General features: G+C 42.5%; 18 protein-coding genes and 1 pseudogene. 9 read left to right on the top strand and 10 right to left on the bottom strand.

What is annotated here, in order from left to right; genetic code table 11:
• Position 1: 1 nt before the first annotated feature.
• The 7 genes from GTQ43_RS26640 to GTQ43_RS26610 all read right to left on the bottom strand — a co-directional run bounded on the left by GTQ43_RS26640 (position 2) and on the right by GTQ43_RS26610 (position 5046).
• A complete protein-coding gene (locus GTQ43_RS26640; RefSeq protein ID WP_321162516.1) occupies positions 2-1666 on the bottom strand; it encodes an alternate F1F0 ATPase, F1 subunit alpha in 1665 nt (554 codons plus the stop codon).
• 249 nt (positions 1667-1915) lie between these two features.
• Positions 1916-2359 carry a DUF6640 family protein gene (locus GTQ43_RS26635; protein WP_265275690.1) on the bottom strand — a complete coding sequence of 148 codons (444 nt, stop codon included), beginning with the start codon at positions 2357-2359 and terminating at the stop codon, positions 1916-1918.
• A gap of 128 nt (positions 2360-2487) precedes the next feature.
• Complete coding sequence (locus GTQ43_RS26630; protein WP_265275689.1) at positions 2488-3300, bottom strand: hypothetical protein; 813 nt, start codon at positions 3298-3300, stop codon at positions 2488-2490.
• A 4-nt stretch (positions 3301-3304) separates the two neighbouring features.
• Positions 3305-3613, bottom strand: coding sequence for a F0F1 ATP synthase subunit C (locus tag GTQ43_RS26625; RefSeq protein WP_094346123.1), 309 nt, complete (start codon positions 3611-3613; stop codon positions 3305-3307).
• Complete coding sequence (locus GTQ43_RS26620) at positions 3600-4277, bottom strand: F0F1 ATP synthase subunit A (RefSeq protein WP_265275688.1); 678 nt, start codon at positions 4275-4277, stop codon at positions 3600-3602. Before GTQ43_RS26620 ends, GTQ43_RS26625 begins: the two co-directional genes overlap by 14 nt.
• A 103-nt stretch (positions 4278-4380) precedes the next feature.
• Entirely contained in the window at positions 4381-4719 is a 339-nt protein-coding gene (locus GTQ43_RS26615) for an ATP synthase subunit I (RefSeq protein WP_265275687.1), read from the bottom strand.
• A 174-nt stretch (positions 4720-4893) separates the two neighbouring features.
• Positions 4894-5046, bottom strand: a complete 153-nt coding sequence (locus GTQ43_RS26610) for a hypothetical protein (protein ID WP_265275686.1) — start codon at positions 5044-5046, stop codon at positions 4894-4896.
• Between the two features lie 724 nt (positions 5047-5770).
• On the opposite strand from GTQ43_RS26610, the gene GTQ43_RS26605 reads away from it, so the two are divergent.
• The 3 genes from GTQ43_RS26605 (at position 5771) to GTQ43_RS26595 (ending at position 8007) form a co-directional block, all read left to right on the top strand.
• Positions 5771-6220, top strand: a complete 450-nt coding sequence (locus GTQ43_RS26605) for a hypothetical protein (RefSeq protein WP_265275685.1) — start codon at positions 5771-5773, stop codon at positions 6218-6220.
• Positions 6221-6332: 112 nt separating this feature from the next.
• On the top strand, positions 6333-6617 hold the full coding sequence (locus GTQ43_RS26600) for a pentapeptide repeat-containing protein (protein WP_265275684.1): 285 nt from the start codon (positions 6333-6335) through the stop codon (positions 6615-6617).
• 430 nt (positions 6618-7047) lie between these two features.
• Complete coding sequence (locus GTQ43_RS26595; RefSeq protein ID WP_265275683.1) at positions 7048-8007, top strand: orange carotenoid-binding protein; 960 nt, start codon at positions 7048-7050, stop codon at positions 8005-8007.
• Positions 8008-8730: 723 nt separating this feature from the next.
• Here the strand turns inward: GTQ43_RS26595 and glgX are convergent.
• Complete coding sequence (gene glgX / locus GTQ43_RS26590; protein ID WP_265275682.1) at positions 8731-10800, bottom strand: glycogen debranching protein GlgX; 2070 nt, start codon at positions 10798-10800, stop codon at positions 8731-8733.
• An 808-nt stretch (positions 10801-11608) separates the two neighbouring features.
• On the opposite strand from glgX, the gene GTQ43_RS26585 reads away from it, so the two are divergent.
• From GTQ43_RS26585 to GTQ43_RS26560, 6 genes are all read left to right on the top strand, one after another.
• Positions 11609-14035 (top strand): phosphoketolase, encoded by a 2427-nt coding sequence (locus tag GTQ43_RS26585; RefSeq protein ID WP_265275681.1) that lies wholly within the window; start codon positions 11609-11611, stop codon positions 14033-14035.
• Between the two features lie 433 nt (positions 14036-14468).
• Positions 14469-15548: a class I fructose-bisphosphate aldolase gene (locus tag GTQ43_RS26580; protein WP_265275680.1), complete on the top strand. Its 1080-nt coding sequence runs from the start codon at positions 14469-14471 to the stop codon at positions 15546-15548.
• Positions 15549-15790: 242 nt separating this feature from the next.
• On the top strand, positions 15791-16612 hold the full coding sequence (gene pstB, locus GTQ43_RS26575) for a phosphate ABC transporter ATP-binding protein PstB (protein WP_265275679.1): 822 nt from the start codon (positions 15791-15793) through the stop codon (positions 16610-16612).
• Between the two features lie 715 nt (positions 16613-17327).
• A complete protein-coding gene (locus tag GTQ43_RS26570; RefSeq protein ID WP_265273632.1) occupies positions 17328-18359 on the top strand; it encodes a transposase in 1032 nt (343 codons plus the stop codon).
• 216 nt (positions 18360-18575) lie between these two features.
• On the top strand, positions 18576-19232 hold the full coding sequence (locus GTQ43_RS26565; RefSeq protein WP_265275678.1) for a gamma-glutamylcyclotransferase: 657 nt from the start codon (positions 18576-18578) through the stop codon (positions 19230-19232).
• Between the two features lie 550 nt (positions 19233-19782).
• Positions 19783-19932, top strand: coding sequence for a hypothetical protein (locus GTQ43_RS26560; protein ID WP_265275677.1), 150 nt, complete (start codon positions 19783-19785; stop codon positions 19930-19932).
• A 332-nt stretch (positions 19933-20264) separates the two neighbouring features.
• Here the strand turns inward: GTQ43_RS26560 and GTQ43_RS26555 are convergent, their stop codons facing one another.
• Positions 20265-20498 (bottom strand): J domain-containing protein, encoded by a 234-nt coding sequence (locus GTQ43_RS26555; RefSeq protein WP_265275676.1) that lies wholly within the window; start codon positions 20496-20498, stop codon positions 20265-20267.
• 52 nt (positions 20499-20550) lie between these two features.
• A pseudogene (locus tag GTQ43_RS26550) lies at positions 20551-20964 on the bottom strand (IS4 family transposase); the annotation flags it as partial.
• Positions 20965-21018 lie beyond the last annotated feature (54 nt).

The raw sequence follows: 21018 nt of genomic DNA, 5'->3' as shown, positions 1-21018 counted from the left end.
GCTACTCCTTCGTATCCTTGGGATCTGTTGTATCCTTCGTATCCTTGGGATCTGTTGTATTCTTCGCATCCTTGGGATCTGTTGTATCCTTTACAACTGTAGCGATAGCGAAGCGCTGCTGCGTTCGCGGAGCATCTCGCAGAGAAGCGCAGATCGCAGTTGTGGCAACCTTTAGTAAGGCATCACGATCGGCATCCTTCAATACAGATCCACTTTCGATTTGCAAGCAAAGATCGGCTAACTCGGTGGATATAGCTTGGGCGATCGCAAGCTCTGCAATGGCAATTTTAGTGATGGGGACAGAATCGAGCAAGCCTGCTGTCACCGAAAGCATTACAGCTATTTGCACAGCAGCCGGCATTGGCGCATATTGCTTTTGTTTGAGAATCTCACGTACCCGTCGCCCGCGTTCTAAAGTGAGGCGAGTCGATTCTTCTAAACGCGTACCAAAGCGAGAGAAAGCCTCTAGTTCTTCAAATTGAGAATAAGAAAGACGTAAATCTCCTGAAACAGTGCGATAAGCAGGAAGTTGGGTTTTACCACCCACCCGCGAAACCGACTTCCCGATATCGATCGCCGGCAATACTCCCTTTTGAAAGAGGATTGGTGAAAGATAAATCTGTCCATCGGTAATCGAAATTAGATTAGTCGGGATATATGCAGCAATATTTTGTGCTTCTGTTTCAATAATTGGCAACGCAGTTAAGGAACCACCACCTCGTTTTGTGTTTAAATGTATAGAACGTTCCAGTAAGCGCGAGTGAATATAAAAAATATCCCCTGGATAAGCTTCGCGTCCAGGTGGGCGGCGCATTAAGAGAGAAATTTCTCGATAGGTGCGGGCATGGTTGGTGAGGTCATCGTAAATAATAAGCACATCGCGCCCTTGATCGGCAAAATATTCCGCCATCGCAGTAGCAGCATAAGGAGCGACATACTGTAACCCCGGTGGCTTTTCTGCTGCTGCCATAACGACGGTTGTGTAGGCAAAGGCCTCATGCTCATTGAGGTCGGCAATTACCTTGGCAACAGCCGCACTACGCTGTCCGATCGCGCAATAGATACAGAGAATATTTTTGCCTTTTTGATTGATGATCGTATCGAGGGCAAGACCGCTTTTACCCGTTTGGCGATCGCCTAAAATCAATTCTCTCTGTCCCCGTCCAATGGGAATCAGGGCATCAATCGCTTTAATTCCAGTTTGCAAAGGCACATTCACAGGCGCACGATCCATAATACTAGGGGCATCGCGTTCGGCGGGACGGCGTTGTGAAGTTCGCACCACACCTTTACCGTCGAGGGGGCGACCGAGAGGATCGATCACTCTTCCTAACAGCGCGTCACCCACAGGGACATCAAGTACTTTGCCAGTGCGCCGCACTTCCGTACCTGATTGGAGTTGCTCACTAGAATCAAGCAAAACTACGCCAACTTCTTCGGGATCGAGGTTAAACACCAACCCCAGACTACCGCCAGTAAAACAGACAATTTCCTCTGACTGCACATTCGGTAAACCGGCGATTTTGGCAATTCCTTGACCAATCGATTGGACAATGCCGATCTCTTGCGATCGCAATTTTGCTTCCTGCTGATCGAGAGCTTGAGTATAAAGTGCAAAAGTATCTTGTAAAACTGTCTGTAAACCTTCTTCAGTCTGTTGCATCATACTTCCTCTGAGTAGGGACTGGTGACTAGTGTAATGAGTCTGTAGTAAGCACTTCAGTGCTTTATAGAACCCATTTGACATCTTATGAGGTTTTGAATTAAGGTACTCCTCAGCATCTAAAATCCAATGCTAATGGCGTATTCCAGCGACCCCACTGATGCAGAATGGGAAATTTTTGAACCTTTATTGCAAGAGATATTACCAACCAAGAAGCAGATTGCGGGCTAATAGCTAAAGTAGGTTGATGGCTCAGTCAGTCCATTTTGCATTTGGCTTCAACGCGAGCCAAGTGGCGACACCAGTCAAGATGAGGAAAATGATTTGGAAGTAAGTTTGAAGGGGAAGTCCCATTAAATAACTCATCGGCGTGATTGTGTCAGGGTCGAAAGGAGCTGTGCCGGGATAAAGAATCGCGCCCGCTTGAGCAACCCAATAAACTGCTGCAAAGCTAGAAGCAGCCAATACCCCATTCAATCGATCCCTGGTTTTCCTCCAAGCGAAGAAAATCGAAATGGCTCCCAGGAGGATTGAAAACATGAGGGTTTGCCCCCCGTGGAATTTTGCATGGGGAGGCCAATTTGGGTTGAAGATATGTGTCTTGTTGTAGTCCGCGATATGCGCACCAACGGGCAAGAGAATCCCGATCGCTGTAAAGATAAGTCGGCTAGACATTGGCATTCTCATTTTTTTCATTTTGATTCTCCATTTCCAAAAATATCTGTTCGTGTTTGAGCCATAATGAGGTCTTCAAAAACGATTGCGTTTACTGGTAGGGTATACAAGATCCCAAATGGGTTCTATAATTAAGGACTAAAGTCCCTTTAAGCTTTTTCTGCAAAAACCGTAACCAAATTTTCGGTGATGCTATCTAAGTAAGTATCCATACTCCACGCTAGTTTGTAGCCTGTGCCGCGTAGTTCGATTCCACAAATCAGACTAGATTCAATTTCATAAGTAGGTTCGATTCTGCCTGCAATTTCATAACTCGATTCAATTTTGCCTGAACCTACCACCTGAAAGTAGTCTTGCAAAACCGTAGCGATCGCTGCACAAATATCCGGTGGTAGGGTGAAGGTACTAACCAAGGTCAACGGAATGCTATCTTTTGTCGAATCAGTTAAAGTTGTCACCAGTTCGGCACGTTCTGTTTCGGTGAGATCGCGCAATTTCTGCAAAAACACCCTCGCAATCTGCGTTTCTAACTCAGACTCTGCCAAGTCTGTCAACACCCGCCGCACAGTTGCTTGTAATTGCTGCATTGTGCGATCGCCTACTTCGTGTAAAAAAGCATCTTTCTGACGTTGTAAATTGCTTTGCCATTGCGATCGCTCCTTCGCCACTGACTCACGCATTTCCTTCAACAAGCGTTGACGGGTTTCTTCCACTTCTGATTTTGCTTGAGTTAGCAATTCTGTCTTTTGGTCTGTGAATTGCTGTTGCATTTCCTGATAATGCTTAACCTCCTGTTCTGCTTCTTCTTTTTGTTCAGATGCCGACGACAAGCGATCGGAGATTGTCTTCTCGCGGCGTGCCATTGCCTTGGTAATCGGTTTATATAAAAAGCGTTGCAGCACAAATATCAAGACAAAAAAGTTGAGGATTTGCGCCCCAAAGGTAAACCAGTTAATCTCCACTCGATCAGGCTCCTGCTTTGGCGATCGCACCAATCACATAGTTCCAGAATGGATTAGCAAATAGGAGAATGAGCGCAATTACAAAGCAATAAATTGCCACGGATTCGATAAATGCTAATCCCACAAATAATGTGCGGGTAATTGTATTTGCTGCGTCGGGTTGTTGGGCGATGGAACTGAGTGCTTGAGCAACAGATTTACCTTCGCCAAGGGCTGGGCCGATGGAGCCGATGGCCATAGTCAGCCCTGCCGTTAAGATTGACACAGTGCCAACAATTCCCAGTACAAGTGATAGCGATTCATTTTGAGCCATAGTCTTCATTACTCGCAGAACCAATATAAACAACTGCTAAAACCGCGAAAATATATGCCTGAATTAAGCCTGTCAACAATCCTAAAGCCTGCATAATGGCTGGAAAGAAGAATGGTGCGATCGATATTAAAATCGCCCCAATCATGCCGTCACTCATCACATTCCCAAACAAACGCACTGCTAAAGCTAAAGTCCGTGAGAGTTCACTAATTATATAAAAGGGAAATAAGATGGGAATTGGCTCTATGTAGTGGTGGAGGTATTTCCAGATTCCTGACTGACTGATACCAAAAACAGGAACGGAAAAAAATACACATATCGCCAGGGCCGCAGTAGTAGACAGTGAGGCTGTGGGCGGGTGATAACCAGGAACGATCGCTAATAAATTGGCGGTGGCAATAAAAATAAACAGGGTGCCGATAAAGGGCAAATAGCGATCGGGATTTTGTCCACTGGTTTGCTCAATTTGATCGCGTAAATTCACAACTAAGACTTCCAGCAGGTTTTGCCAGTGGGATAGCTGCGTGTCAGTGGATAGTTTGCGTGTTACCAACCAAGCACCAATGCCCAACAGTAGCATGATCATCCATGTAAATACCAACGTGGCATTGATCGTCACAAATCCCCAATTCCAAAACACGATTTCATCTGGACTAATCTGCATTGAGTCTCCTTGACCTTGCCAATTTTGGATTTTAGATTAATCCTGTTAGAGGCTTTTCTTCAATTCAAAATTGATTGATCCGATAAGATATCACTGTTAATGTTTAATAATATGGCCAGTTTTTTGTCAGATTTGTTGAAGTATTAAAATATGACGTTTTGAAGTGTAGAACATGAGTCTCAATGATGCGATTCCTTACCCATATAAACGCGCCTAAGCAAACGATCAAATGCCAAAGTGCGTTCTCTTGGGCGATCGCTAGTACAAAAGCAAATCCGGCGAGTGCGATCGCTAACCGCCCAAAAAAGCTGCCTAACGTTAATAGAATTGGGTTTTGGGTTGTAGATAATTTCTGCACCGTTGTCCACAAGCCACGAAAGTAGAGATTTCCCAGCAAAATTCCTAACAATAAAGTAACAGGTAAAAAGAAGAGGCTGTTCATATTAAATCTCCTCAGAGACTGTTTAAAAAGTCATGCGCGGGTAAATTTTATGCCATGTTGGACAAGGTTTCACATAACTCTCCTTGTTAACTACTCTGAGGGGCTATGGCTTGATTTATTGATTGAATTGATTCATTACGATATAAATCGTTACAAATTCAATGTGCGATTCGGCTATGGACGGGCTTGGATCTCTTTCCGCAATGCGGCAATTTCGGCTTGGAGTGCTTTAATAGATTTCTCGCTGGCAATTTCAAAATAAATCATACGAAATCCCAAAATCAACTTTAATTTCATCCAAATGAAACCAATCCAAAAGTTCTTCATACTGTCAATTCCATGCACACCTGTAGAATCAATTCTGCAAAGACCTTATGAAGATTGAGTTGCGGGCTTCTATGTATTGATTTAACGGCTCTAGCTCTAAATGACAAGTGGTATTGAGGTATCATTAAGTTTGTTAAAGGTTTATAACTAAATCAAACACTATCAACTCATTTTATACTTCTCTAACCTTTGCCAAGACTTAATCTCAACCACCCATTTGTCATGCTGGAGAAGTACAAGATTCAGAGCTTCTCTATAAACACTTACTAGCTGTTTAGAACAACGACAGTAGATACAGCAATACAGTTCAGTTAAGCAATTTTTTCCTTCTCTTTCTTCTCTCTGCGTCCTCTGCGCCTTGGCGGTTCGTTAAAAAATTGACTTGGATAACAGAGTTTTAGCCTTAACTGAACCGTATTGGTAGATACAGCAGTTTTCTTTTACATGAGGTACAAATTTACGGGTTTTGAGGCAGGATAGCGCAGCTTAAAGCCTTCTCTACGAGATGCTGCGCGACGAACAGCATGGCACTCTTAGAGAGGCAGCGCCAACCCTTAGATGCGAGTCTGCGTAACCTTACAGGGGATCTTGCTACGCTTTTAGCGTCTGTCTGCGACACGCTGCGCGTTCGCGTAAGCGTCCCGCAGGGAACGTAGAGAGCGGCGGCAGTTTGCAATATCAAAGCTTTGAAAAATACTAAGTACTGTCTTCAGGGATTATCGCAATGAACCTAACCGATCGGCAAGATACGGATTTTCTGAAATTTATAGGAAAACTGCCACCCCAAGAAAATTACATCCCTCTTCAATCTTTTAATCAGGGAGCATGGTATTGGGTCGATAAAAACACCCCTTGCCTACAAATTGTTTCGCCCGTTCCAGATCCGTGGAGTCAGGAGTGGGTAATTGCACCCATAGTAGATCGGGGGATTAAAGACCTCGTTGAGGAGCCTCCGTTAAGTGTGAGCTTGAAACTTTTCCCCCTCCCACCGTTAGACAAAACTACCTCTGTGGAAATAACTCGGCAGATCGAATACGGTAAGTTTGTCCACACGCAAGAGAAATTATACTACTTTTTGACATTTAGTTGTCAAAATGATGATTCTTTAGCAGAACGTGAAAACCCACTGAGTGAGTGGGTGACATATTTGTTTTATCCGAAGGCGAAACAATGAGACGTAATAAGATGCGATCGCCAAGAGTTAATTTGTGATGTTACAGTCGCACATTCTGAGTTAGAATAAATGTATTCACAGCGACAACGCTACACGTTGCGAGGCAACCAATATGGATGCCAATGAAGTTTTAAGACGATATGCAGTCGGAGAAAGAAATTTTAGACAGGCAGACTGGAGAGGGATAGGTTTAGCTAAAGCAAACTTGAGTGGGGTAGATTTGACTGGGGCACATTTGAACAACGCAGATTTGAGAAACTGTGATTTAAGTGATGCTAATTTAAACTGGGCTGGACTCAAAGGAGCCAATTTCAGTGGCGCTAATTTGAAGGGGGCAAAAATGCCTGATGGAAAAATGCACAACGATCGCTTAGAGTCTGCCAATTATTTTGCCTAATAAGGTGAAAAACATCTAAATTGCATAATTGAGATTAAATCAAACTCTTATAGGGTGGGCAACATGAGCGCCCTAGTTATGCAATTTAAATGTGGAACTGCTTATCCCCGTGGATAGATAGATTAAAAGGTCAATAGCCGCACAGAGAAAGGGATGTGGCTGGCGACTAGGGCGTGTTTTCAAAGTCTTAGATCCCCCAACCCCCCTTAAAAAGGGGGGCAAAAAGTCTCTTAAAGTCCCCCTTTTTAAGGGGGATTTAGGGGGATCTAAAAAGTTAGGAGGCTAAACGAGCAGTTTGAAAACACGCCCTAGGCTATGAAAATCTGTCGCATAGGGAAAAAACGAAAAATCATTTTCTGTCCTGGTATATATCCAGTTGATGACGGCTACTTAAAAAATCAATGTAATTTCGTTCTGGAGATTTTGCCAAATGTCATTTACTATACAGGCTGCACGCTCCATTTTTCCTGATACTCAAGTTGCTAATTCAGTTCCAACTACTGTTGAATCATTCAATCAACTTCGGGCTGAAGATCAGTTGGCTTTACTTTGGTTTGCCTATACCGAGATGGGAGTCACAATTACTCCTGCTGCTATGCAGGTAGTCAACATAGTTTTTGCAGAAAAAACCTTGACTCAAATCAAGCAGATGCCATCTAGAGAGCAAACGCAAGTTATGTGCGATCTGGTTAACCATACTGATACGGACATCTGCCGTACTTATTCGTCTTTCGGCACTAATGTCAAGTTAGGTTTCTGGTATCAGTTAAGCGAGTGGATGAAACAAGGAATCGTTGCTCCGATTCCCAAAGGTTATCAACTTTCTACGAAGGCATCAGATGTTCTCCAAGCTATCCGTCAGATGGAAGGGGGTCAGCAACTGAGCATATTACAGGATATTGTCGTCAACATGGGTTATCCGCCAACATCTGGTACTCAAACAGTTATTGAACCTGTGGTTGCGCCTAAAGATATTGCACCACGAGTTAAGCTCAAAATTAAGGGCATCGACAATTTGACAGTCCTAAGCTACATGGAGAATATGAACGCTTTTGACTTCCAGTCGGCTGTGGCTTTATTTACTGAAGACGGTGCTTTACAACCGCCTTTCCAAGAACCAATTGTTGGTCATGAGTCCATCCTCGCATATATGCGTGAAGAATGCTATGGACTCAAGCTAATTCCTGAGCAAGGGGTGTCTGAGCCAGCAGAGGCAGAGTTCACCAAAATTAAAGTGACGGGTAAAGTGCAAACTCCCTGGTCTGGTGAAAGTATTGGCATCAATTTAGCATGGCGATTCTTGCTTAATCCCCAAGACAAAATTTTCTTTGTGGCGATTGATTTGTTGGCATCTCCTCAAGAACTACTAAACCTGGGCATTATCAGGTAAAAGTATAGTTGCTGGGAAACTCTATCCCCTGTCCAAAAATCACGCCTACAATGGACGTGATTTTTTATGGAAATTTAGTATTAACTCCAGCTATTTTTGCTCAACAAAAATACTATAAGCAGTTAGGATTACGATACATAATTCTGAATTTATCGTTGATGGTTGCAGCAGTTTCAACCTTGTTTCCTTCCAGTGGATGAAAGTTCGGCTGTTTAAGAGACTTCCAAAGAATAAATTATCCCAAAAAGAACAAGACACAGTATTTATTCAAGAATAATGATATATGGGTAGAGGCATACAGATGTACGCTCATACTACAGCCAATTTATATGTTGTAAATATTTTTTAATGGGACTATACCATCCGAGAGATAAACGCTCAAAAGTTATTAGCTAAAGGTTAGAAATAAAATATCTTAGTAAAACTTGTACAACTTATACACTAATCAAACGCTTGCTTAAACATGATTTCTAATATTAAAGTGTCATACTAACCTTTATCAACAAATTGACAAAGTTTAGTGAAATATATGCTTAATAAAGCTTTATTAACGAGTCCTCGCAAATTGAGTATATCTACCACAATCAGTCAATCGATGATGAGTAAGCATTTTTGCCCTAACTGTTCAGACATTTTACTCCGTCATGTGCGTTTGGGAAAACTTTACTGGCGCTGTAGTTACTGCTATCAGGAAATGCCTGTTTAGAAAACGGGGGTGGTACGCTAACGTGCCATCAGCACGACAACTGATCGCCCCTGGGCAAGATATTCTTGAGATGCAATTAAGGTTGCAGTTTTCAAATTGGAGAAATCTTGAGGAGATGGCAAAGCAGTATCTACAATTCGGTGCCAGCCTTCTCCACTACTCAAAAGTGGTAGTTCAAATGTCAACGGCTGCCAATAAGCATTGAGGATAATATATAGATGCTCGTTAAATTTTGGGTGACGCAGAGTGAATGCCAGACTACGAGAATCATTCCCCCAATCAGGCTGTTCTAGTTTCGTGCCATGCCAGACGATGTTTGGCCGATGAGAGCCATCGGTAAGACTGAGAACTTTTTCTTGCCGAAAGATTCTTAAGGATTGGATAAACTGAATTAGTCCTCGGACAAATCGCAATAAATCTTTGTGTTTTTCGATACTGCTCCAGTCAAACCAACTCAGTTCATTATCTTGGCAGTAACCATTGTTATTCCCTTTTTGCGATCGCCTAATTTCATCTCCCATGAGCAACATCGGCGTTCCTTGGGAACATAAAAGGATGGTGAAGAAGTTTTTGATTTGTCGCAAGCGCAGTATTTCAATTTCTGCATCGTCCGTAACCCCCTCTACGCCACAATTCCAACTATTGTTGCCGTTTGTGCCGTCACTGTTATTTTCCCCATTAGCTTCGTTGTACTTGTAGTTGTAAGAAACTAAATCATTTAAGGTAAAACCATCGTGACAGGTAATAAAGTTAATACTATGATTAGGTTCGTAGTCTGGTCGTGAGTATATATCTGGGCTACCCATAACGCGAGCCGCTAATCGGCTGACTATACCGCGATCGCTTTTCACAAAACAGCGCACATCATCGCGGTAGGGGCCATTCCATTCTGCAAAGCGATCGCTCCCTTCGACAAACTTTCCTACCTGATATAGTCCAGAGGCATCCCAGGCTTCCGCAATTACCTTGGTTCCCGCCAAAACTGGGTCTGTTTCGATCGCCCAGAGAACAGGCGAATCGGCAAAGGGTTGACCTAATTTGCTCCGAGATAGGACAGATGCTAAATCAAAACGGAAACCGTCTACATGCATTTCCGCCACCCAGTAATACAAACTATCTAAAATCATCCGCGTAACCATCGGATGATTCGCTTTCAAAGTATTACCGCAACCACTGTAATTACTGTATTCAGCTTGGTTTGGTTCTAGAAGGTAGTAAGCTTGGTTGTCTAATCCCTTAAATGACAATGTTGGCCCATTGTGATTACCTTCAGCCGTGTGGTTAAAGACAACATCTAGAATTACCTCAATCCCGGCGCGGTGAAGGGCTTTGACCAAATCACGAAATTCATTTATGGGATCTAAGCGATCGCTACTGGAACTGTAATCGCTGTGGGGTGCAAAGAAGCTGATCGTACTGTAGCCCCAGTAGTTCTTGTGACTAGGACGTGCATCATTAGGATCAAATTGATGAATTGGTAGCAATTCAACTGCGGTTATTCCTAATTCCTGCAAATAAGGAATTTTCTCAATCAGTCCTGCATACTTACCGCGTTTTTCGGGAGACACACCAGAAGATGGATGACGAGTAAAACCATCTATGTGCAGTTCATAAATGACTGTTGTCGCATAAGGAATCCGTAGAGGAAGATCCCCCTCCCAGTCGTAGGTTTTGGGATCATCTGCTACCACAGCCCGTAGTGCTTGAGCGCAATTATCCTTACCAAAACAGCTAGCAGCTTCACGACTATAATTATCCCAACCTACTACCACTCGCGCATAGGGATCAAGTAATACCTTACTACTATCAAACCTTAGTCCTTGATCTGGCGCATAAAGTCCATCCGCCCGATAAGCATAAACCTGCCCAGCAGCAATATCTGATACCAAGATATGCCAATAGTAGAAGGTTTTGTTATGCTTTTTGTGTAGCTGAATTACACGGCTGGGTTGGGGTGAATTCGGCTCATCAAAGAGCAATAATTCCAGTCCAGTGCAGCTTTTAGAGAATACCGAAAAATTGACACCATTAGGGGTAAATGTAGCGCCAATTGGAAAAGGTTGACCTGGCAAAATATTAGTAAGCATTTTGGTAAAAATGGATACAATAAATCATAAGTATGTTAATAAATGATTAACGTTCAACTAAGTTTATGCCATTCCTTATAATTTAAATCAAAATATTTATAGCCATCTATTTTTCAGATATAACACTAATTTCGGAACGCAATTTATTTAAATTTTAAAGTGTATTTTATCTACCTTTAGTTGGATGTTTAAGTTAGAAGATATATCACAATATAAGTAGTTATACTGTATGTAATGCACATTCCACCCTTTTAATCAGGATACAAGGGAATTTTAAACAAGATAGTAAGTAAGTAGGCAACAATAAATAAAACTATTTTACGTAATGTAAAATTAATTAAATTAGCTTGTAGTAAGCGGCTCTAGCCCTGTTTTAAGGGCTGAAGCCCTTACTACAAACCTTTAATTATTCACACCCACTTACTTAGTGAATAGTGAAGTGCAGGCAATAGAATTGGGTTAGCTAAAAATCGAGATTTTTGTAATGGGGAAAGATCGATTTTTGGACTCAATTATTTCAGAGTCTTGTTAATTGCTAACCTTATGCAAACTGTATTGGAAGTAGCTGGTTGTATAAGTGAACCGCAAGTAAAACCGTAGTTATCGATTGATATCCGCTTAACCATTTTGAGATTACTGAATGTAGTACGCAATGTTAGGTGCACTGTACTACATCGCTTTTTTGATATTTATATCTAGTCTTAAAACATCGGGTTTTAAAACTGTGTAGACGTTGAGCAGTTTGTCATCAGACATTGTGTGTTCAAAGATTATTGAACTAAAAATAGATTAGTAGGATTCAAAATTTATGACCATTTCTCCTTCTAAGACAAAGGTTTCAGTTGTTGAAAACGGTAAATCTGCCACACTTAGCACTGAAGAACTGCGTCTAATCAATGCTTACTGGCGTGCATGCAACTATTTAGCTCTAGGAATGATATATTTGCAGGACAATCCACTGCTAAAAGAACCCCTCAAGCCAGAACACATCAAAAATCGCCTGTTAGGACATTGGGGTACAAGTCCCGGTTTGAGCTTTATCTACGTTCATCTCAATCGTTTAATCAAGAAATATGATCTGGACGTGATTTACATCGCAGGCCCTGGTCATGGTGCTCCGGGCATCCTTGGGCCGACATACTTAGAAGGAACCTATTCTGAGGTTTATCCTGATAAGAGCCAGGATGAGGAAGGTATGCTGAAGTTTTTCAAGCAGTTCTCCTTTCCTGGTGGAATTGGTAGCCATTGCACACCTGAAACTCCTGGCTCAATTCACGAAGGCGGCGAGTTAGGTTACAGCCTCTCCCACGCTTACGGGGCTGCTTTCGATAACCCGGATTTGATTGTGACAGCAGTTGTTGGTGACGGGGAAGCAGAAACTGGGCCTCTGGCAACAGCTTGGCATTCCAATAAATTTATCAACCCCATTCGGGATGGTGCAGTTTTACCAATCTTGCATTTGAACGGCTACAAGATTGCTAACCCCACCATCCTAGCCCGCATCAGCCATGAGGAACTAGAGGACTTATTCAAGGGCTACGGTTACAAACCTTACTTTGTGGAAGGGCATGAGCCAGCGCTAGTGCATCAACTGATGGCAGCAACTCTGGAAACAGTTATTTTGGAAATCAAGAAAATTCAAACCGAAGCCAGGACTTCGGGTGTTGCGAAGCGTCCTCGTTGGCCGATGATTGTCCTCCGCACCCCTAAAGGATGGACTGCGCCGGCAGAAATAGACGGTCATAAATTAGAGGGATTTTGGCGATCGCACCAAGTACCAATTACAGATGTAGCTACTAATCCTGCTCATCTGAAGATTCTAGAAAACTGGATGAAAAGTTACAAGCCAGAGGAATTATTTGATGAACATGGCAGTCTAATTCCCGAACTCAAAAAGCTGGCTCCCATTGGTAATCGCCGCATCAGCGCCAATCCCGTTGCTAACGGTGGAATTCTACGTAAAGAATTGCGTATGCCCGACTTCCGCAACAATGCAGTTGAAGTAGTCAAACCCGGCGCAGTTGAGGTGGAAAACACTAAGCCTCTGGGGAACTTCCTGCGAGATATCATGCGTAATAACATGAATAATTTCCGCATATTCGGGCCAGATGAAACCGCCTCCAATCGACTCAATGCCGTCTACGAAGTCAGTGAGAAAGTCTGGTTGGCAGATATCCTCCCTGAAGATGCAGATGGCAGTGAGCTATCTACCGACGGACGAGTGATGGAAATGCTCAGTGAACATAACCTGTTCGGCTGGCTGGAAGGCTATCTTTTATCTGGGCGGCATGGTTTCTTCCACAGTTATGAAGCTTTTGCTCACGTTGTTGACTCCATGTTCAACCAGCACGCTAAATGGCTAGAAATCAGTAAAAATGAGGTTGCTTGGCGATCGCCAGTTTCTTCTGAGAATATCTTACTATCCTCTACTGTTTGGCGACAAGATAACAACGGTTTTAGCCACCAAGATCCAGGATTCATAGATTTGGTTACTAATAAGAGTGCTGAAGTTACCCGGATTTATCTGCCTCCCGATGCTAACTGTCTACTTTCTGTAGCCAATCATTGCTTACGTAGCACCAACTACGTCAATGTCATCGTTGCAGACAAGCAAAAACACCTCCAGTTTCTTAGCATAGAACAAGCGATCGCACATTGCACTAAAGGCATCGGTATTTGGGACTGGGCAAGCAATGACCATCATGGGCAAGAACCCGATCTTCCCGATGTCGTCATGGCATCTTGCGGAGATGTTGTGACTATGGAAGCCTTGGCTGCAACTGCCATCTTAAGAGATGAGTTCCCCGATCTCAAGGTGCGGTTTATTAATGTTATTGATCTGTACAAGTTGCAACCAGATACAGAACATCCACATGGATTATCAGACTGGGATTTCGATAGTCTTTTTACCACAGATAAGCCTGTAATTTTCAACTTCCACGGTTATCCTTGGCTGATTCACAAACTTGCTTACCGTCGTACTAACCATGAAAATATCCATGTGCGCGGCTACAAGGAAAAAGGCAGCATTAACACACCACTTGAGTTAGCTATCAACAACCAAGTTGATCGGTTTAATCTAGTGATTGACGTGATTGATCGGGTTCCGAAGCTGGGTTCTGCTGCTGTCTATGTTAGAGAACGCATGAAGAACGAAATTATTAACAACCGGAATTATGCTCACAAGCACGGTATCGATCAGCCGGAAATCGTCAACTGGAAGTGGCCTTACTAAAGTAATTCGTAATTCGTAGCACTAAGGTTTGTAGTTGCGCTTTAGCGCACTGGTCTTAGAGGTTGTTTGAAAAGTATTTAGCTGTGATTATTAGGCACTTGTTGATCCCCCCTAACCCCCCTTAAAAAGGGGGGCAAAAGTCTCTTAAAGTCCCCCAATTTATCGGGGGATTTAGGGGGATCTCCAACGATTTTGGGTTTCTACAGAGATGTGTGTACACCGTAGCTTAAAAAAGGGGGAACTGGAATCAAAGTCCCCCTTTTTAAGGGGAGCCAGTGCGGTCTTGGGGGTTTCCCCCATGAGCAACTGGCGTGGATTTAGGGGGATCTAAAACGTTTTGCTACTAAGAAAAGGACTTTTAAAACATCCTCTTATATATCGATCGCATCTGCAAATAAAAAATCAACCCTTTAGAGCTAAAAGGTTTTAAATAATGAGTTCACCAAAACTTATCGCTACTGCTAAAGCGATGGTTGCTCCTGGTAAAGGCATCTTGGCTATAGATGAGAGCAACAATACTTGTAACAACCGCTTTGAGAAGCTGGGAATCGCGCCAACTGAGGAAAATCGCCGCACTTACCGGGAGTTGCTTTTAACTACTCCTGCTTTGGGTAACTATATCAATGGCGCTATTTTATATGATGAAACAATCCGTCAAACTACAAAAGATGGAACGCCTTTTGTCAAAGTGATGAACGATGCGGGGATTCTTGTCGGCATTAAAGTTGACACTGGTGTGAAAGGTTTACCAAATCACCCTGGTGAAAAAATTACACAAGGTTTAGATGATTTGAGTAATCGCATTACCGAATACGTCAAAATGGGGGCGCGTTTTGCTAAATGGCGGGCTGTCGTCACTATTGGCAAGGAAATTCCTAGTCGTGATTGTATCGAGGACAACGCCCAGGCTTTAGCTCGCTATGCACTGCTTTGTCAACAAGGTGGACTTGTTCCCATTGTCGAACCTGAAGTTTTGATGGATGGCGACCATACTATTAAACGTTGCTATGTTGTAACTGAGGAAGTCTTAGGAACTGTCTTTGATCAACTCCACTTGCAAGGGGTAGTTTTGGAGCAAATTATTCTCAAGCCCAACATGGTAATTTCCGGTAAGGGTTGTCCCCAGCAAGCCAGTATACCAGAAGTTGCAAAAGCTACGGTGAATTGCCTATTGAATGTGGTTCCTACTGCCGTACAGGGCGTAGCATTTTTATCGGGTGGTCAAAGCAATGAATTGGCAACTGCTCATCTTAATGAGATGCATGTCCGGTTTGGCTCAAAACTGCCTTGGTCATTGACATTTTCTTTTGGTCGTGCTATGCAGCAACCAGCATTAGAACTGTGGAAAGTACAAGATGCCAATATGAAAGCGGCACAAAGTGCTTTGCTGCATCGGGCAAAGTGTAACGGTGCTGCTAGCCTTGGCAAATACAGTCAGGAGATGGAAAGGAGTGCAGAGCTAGCATTAGCTGGCTATAGAGCTTTACAGTCACAATTGTCTAGTCAGGACTAAGGAGACGTAGCAGTGCTAAGTCTCTTTACCAGGTTTCAGGGTAACGCATATTTAAATTCGGTCGCTACGATCTACCAGAATATCTGCGTAATTTACCAGGCACTTAGTACAACATTTTATTAATATGAGCGCGAATTCTCTGCGTACTTTTGCGCCCTTGGAGCGTTTAAATTTAAACCCTCAATTCGCCACAATTTTACGCAAAGCTTTACTTAGTCCATATAGAGCGGCCAATAAAATCAATGGTAAACAATTTGACAGTTAATAACACTACCACAGTAAATGATACTGACACAGTTTTACGCACAGAAAACCTCAACGTTTATTATGGGAAGTTTCTAGCGTTGCAGAATATTTGGCTAAATATTCCCAAAAATCAGGTTACAGCTTTTATCGGCCCTTCTGGTTGTGGTAAAAGTACATTACTGCGATGCTATAACCGTCTCAACGACCTGATTGAGTCATTTCGAGCCGAAGGTAAAGTTTATTTTTACGATAAAAATTTGTATGCACCGGAAGTTGATGCTGTAGGGGTGCGTCGTCGGATTGGGATGGTGTTTCAAAAAGCAAACCCGTTTCCCAAATCAATTTATGACAATGTTGCTTTTGGAGCCAGAGTTTGTGGCTACAAAGATAACATGGATGAATTGGTAGAACGGAGTTTACGCCGTTCGGCTTTGTGGGATGAAGTCAAAGACAAACTACGACAAAGTGGTTTAGCCTTATCTGGTGGTCAACAACAACGGTTGTGTATTGCGCGAGCGATCGCTGGGCAACCAGAAGTTATACTCATGGATGAACCTTGTTCCTCCCTCGATCCCCTATCTACTTTGCGGGTTGAAGAACTGATTCAGGAACTCAAAGAGCAATATACCATCGTCATTGTTACTCACAATATGCAACAAGCGGCACGAGTATCTGATAAAACAGCTTTTTTCAATGTTAGCGCCACAGAAACAGGCGATCGTACTGGCTACTTAGTAGAATATGACTCAACAGAAGTGATTTTCAATAACCCTAAGCAGAAAGATACAAAAGATTACGTCAGCGGTCGATTTGGTTAAATATGGGTTTTGAGAGCAAGTTTTTTGATAAATTAAGTGAATTTTGGATTTTGAATAATTAAATTCCATTATCCAAAATTTAAAAAGTCTCAGAGTCGTACAGTTAATTAATGAATTGCCCCTAAAGTGTGGATATTTTCATCATTCTAGTTATCGAAATTTCAAGAGTTATTATCAAGAGAATCTGGTAAAATATTATCAACAAGAATTTCCATTCTTAGAGGAAACATTAGCAGCGCTAATAGTAATAGTAGTTGTATATTTCCCATCCTTACCCACCCAAGGTTTGATGCGCCTAATGTAACCGTTTCGGGGCGATCGCAACATCGGGATAAGTGCTAGTTTATCTTCAATTGTGGTGAGGGAAATATTGAGTTGAGCTAGTTGGTAATTTCTATCTCTTACAGATTGGGCATATTATTGTTGCTGCTGCCGTGAATATTCCTGCTGCGTTTGTTCCTCCATACTTTGGGGTGGTAGCGATCGCCTTCCTGGGACTGCCTGACAGGATGTAAGTCAGTCCCCGCAACTCTCTCTATGAGTAAATTTTCACTCGGATTCAATAAATCCCAGGGCTTTCAACTGATGTAGAACTTACGCATTGACAAGCAAGACAAAAAGTGCATAAGGAGAATGCAGAAAAAAAACAGCGACCGCTAGTTACCAGAGGCGTTAAAAACAGATAATTTACTTGGCTGTGTTTAGGGTTCGGACAATCAGAGCAATTACTAAACCATCAACCGCTAAATGTGACTTGAACACTTATACTCTGTTTCTACTGGCAGAATCAAAGTATCCAGGTTGCACACGTCTGGCAGAGATAATGGAAAATTTATCTCATGATAGCGTCAATAGATTTTTGCTACGTGAACGGTACGAACCCAAGGACTTATTTGAAGAAATCAAGCCCAATATCAATCTAGTTGGAGGTACTTTAAGTGGAGATGATACGGTAATTGATAAGCCTCATAGTGACCCGGAAATAACAGATTTAATCGGTTATTACTATTCAGGTAGACATCATCGTGCCGTTAAGGGAGTTCAGTTAATTACCTTGTATTACACCGAGTGTTCAGGTAAATCTGTACCTGTAAATTATCGCATTTATAACAAACAAGATAACAAGACTAAAAATGATTATTTACGAGAAATGATTACTGAGGTAATGGATTGGGGTTTAAAGCCTAAAACAATGACAACTGACGCTTGGTATTCCAGTCAAAAAAACCTGAAGTTACTGAAAAACAAGGGATTAGGGTTTTTAACTGGGGTAGCTAAAAATCGCTCATGTTCCATTGATGGTAAAAATTTTACCCAAGTCCAAAACTTAGAAATTCCCGAAGATGGTTTAATAGTGTATCTAAAGAATTTTGGTCAGGTAAAAGTATTTCGGAAAAGTTTCAAAAACGAAACTAAAAGATATTACATTATGTATATCCCTGAAAAAGATACACTAAACTCAATTTCCAGAACAGAATTTAAAGAGCTACATTCAATTCATTGGGGGATTGAGTGTTACCACAGAGCTATTAAACAAGTATGTGGCATTGGAAGATTCATGGTTAGAACAACCGATGCTATTAAGACTCACTTTTTTAGTGCAATTCGCGCTTTCACACAATTAGAATTAATGCGGGCAGAAGACTTGATTGAAAATTGGTATGAAATCCAAAGGAATCTGTCTCTCCAAGTAGCTCGTGACTTTATTTTGGAACATTTAGCGCAGAATTTGAATTTGAATACATAGTATCAATTTTCTGTCAATGCGTAAGTTCTATGATGAAGGAACAATTTAGGACTTATATAGCAGTCCGCTTTGATTTTTGAACTATACGTAGGGGAGCCACCCTCGTGCGCGGGTTTCCCGTGAGCTTTTCAGAAATTTAGAATCGTTGGTTTATTTACGCCGTGCTGTAATAGTATGATGATTACGGGTTGAATCAAGTAAAGACACTTTATTATATTGTCACTAACACGTTTTGATCTCGAATCTAGACGCTTGCAACAGACAATCATACAGTCTGGAACTGGCGTTATATTAAGTGAAGCCCAGTTGGAAGAATCACTCAACCAAACACTTCGACAACATCAGCCCAATTCTGATATTTGGTTGTTTGTATATGGTTCTCTAATTTGGAATCCTATCTTGAAATTTGCAGAACAACGGATTGGTAAAATATACGGCTGGCATCGTCGTTTTTGCCTGTGGGTACCTCAAGGCCGCGGTACACCAGAAAATCGAGGATTAGTATTAGGTCTAGATAGTGGTGGTAGTTGTCGAGGTATTGCCTACCGAATCGCTGCGGTTGATGTATCATCGGAACTACCACTACTTTGGCGACGGGAAATGATAGTTGGTTGTTATATCCCACGTTGGGTGAGAGTGTTTGACGGTATTCAACAATTGCCAGCAATTACCTTTGTGGTTAATCGCCAGCATCGTGCATATAGTGGTGAGATTTCCTTAGAAACTACGATTAACAGCATTGCAACAGCTTCTGGAGAGCTTGGTTCTTGTGCTGATTACCTCTTGCAAACTGTCAATGGATTGATGAAAGTTGGAATAACGGATCAGCAATTGCTTTGGCTTTCCAAACAGGTGTTGTCCCGGCAGAATTAGTGAGGTTTTAATATCAGACCAATAGTAATAGTGGTTGTATACTTCCCTTTCTAAACCATCCACCGTTAACTGACCACTGATAAACACCATTGCACCGGTGCGGTTAAACTGTGCGATCGCACTCCCGATCGGTTCATCTTCCAAGGTCAACGCCTCAATGTTGGTAATAGCTGGCTTTCCAACATCCGCCGTTATTTTCTCTAAGAATATTTGGCTATCGGGTTCGGTCGATGCCTTGTAAATCCTTCCGTCATCGGACTGGACTAAAAAGCCTGTTCCCTGTACCTGAATAATTAGATACTGCCCATTTACCTTAGAGCGATCGCCCGTTCTTACCCCTTTGATGTTGGCTTTGATTAGGTAGGTGCTACCAGATTCATTAAAAATGTGCTGTACGCCAGAGGGGGACGCAATTAACCTGTTGAATTGGGTTAGGATTCCGCCTGAGTTATTGATGCTAAAAGTGCCGAGAGCGATCGCAAGGTCTTCGGTTGGAATGTCGAACTGGTGGGCAATTTCGAGCAACATCTGTTTGGGCGTAGCCGGTTCGATGAACGCCACCATAAACCCGTCAGCTTGCAGCTTCTCCACTACTGCGATCGCTAGTACGGATTTACCACTCCCGTCCTCGCCAGCAATTAAAATTGCACCATCTGCCAGAAGTGACGCTGTGGTGCGGTTTAACTCGGCTTGCCTGTAGATTTTGAATTCTCCAGGTACAGGTATAGTTTCAATTACTGGTTCCTGAGTCTGATTCTTAGAGGATGGTTTGAGTTTAGGGGATGCCTAAGGCAACTCGAAGCGAGAACGCTAAAACTCCACTTACTACTATTGCTACAAGTGATAAGGGATTTAGCCCATTAACAGCAACAATCGCCCCAGTTGCCAGCATACCGAGAAATTTCAAGCCGCGCTGATAGAACCCATTGCGATATTGATCAATGAGTCCGCGTATGCGAAAGGGTCAACACTTGGCATCTGTGCAGATTCTTTGATTTTGGTTTTTAGCTCATCTGGTAGCAGGTCAGGTATCTACCAATCATAATCACCGCACTTGTGACCAGCTTTCTTTGCTTCTTCATAAGCAGCATTAATTACTGTCATTTTTTTAGAATCAGGTGAGCCACCGTCTGGATGATATTTTCGTGCTAATTTGCGGTAAGCCGCTTTAACTGCATCATCGGTGGCGCGAACATCAACACCTAGCACTTCCCACCACTTTGTTTGAGTGAAGTCTGCTCCTGGTGGCAAGGCTTGATACCCCATAAACGCCCATTCGTGAGAGGTTAAGGTAATTGCACATTTGTCAAGAAGGTGCAGGAAAAGGGGATAAATCCAGCTTGGAGACTGGCAATCGTTTGGCTTTGACAATTCCTAAATCTTGATTTTCAGGAGCCGCAAAGTACTTAACGGGATCATCCGCCTTCCCTTTGTCGTAAGCGACACTAAAATGATACAAACCACGAAAGATCATCTCTAAGGAAATGCGGTCAAATGGTAGAGATAATTCATCAGCAACAGCGTCTGCTAAGTCAATTAAAACAGCATAAAATAACCAAGTAGCCCAGACTTGTAACTTCACACCATTAATAGAAGCAGTCCATAAATAAGATAATCCCAATAAACGTTTTACCGTGTAAAAAGCCTCTTCAATTCTCCATGTTCGACGGTATAAGTCAGCTACGACGTAAGGAGGTAAAACTTGTGGGTCAAGGACAGAAGTAACTCTGCTCGCCTTTCCTCTTTCCTGCAATAAGACAAAAAACGAAACGTGTGACGCTTTTCA

It is taken from the genome of Nostoc sp. KVJ3 (assembly GCF_026127265.1).
Lineage (GTDB): Bacteria > Cyanobacteriota > Cyanobacteriia > Cyanobacteriales > Nostocaceae > Nostoc.
The sequence above is the reverse complement of the archived record's forward strand: the minus strand, read 5'-3'. Positions and strand labels throughout refer to the sequence as shown.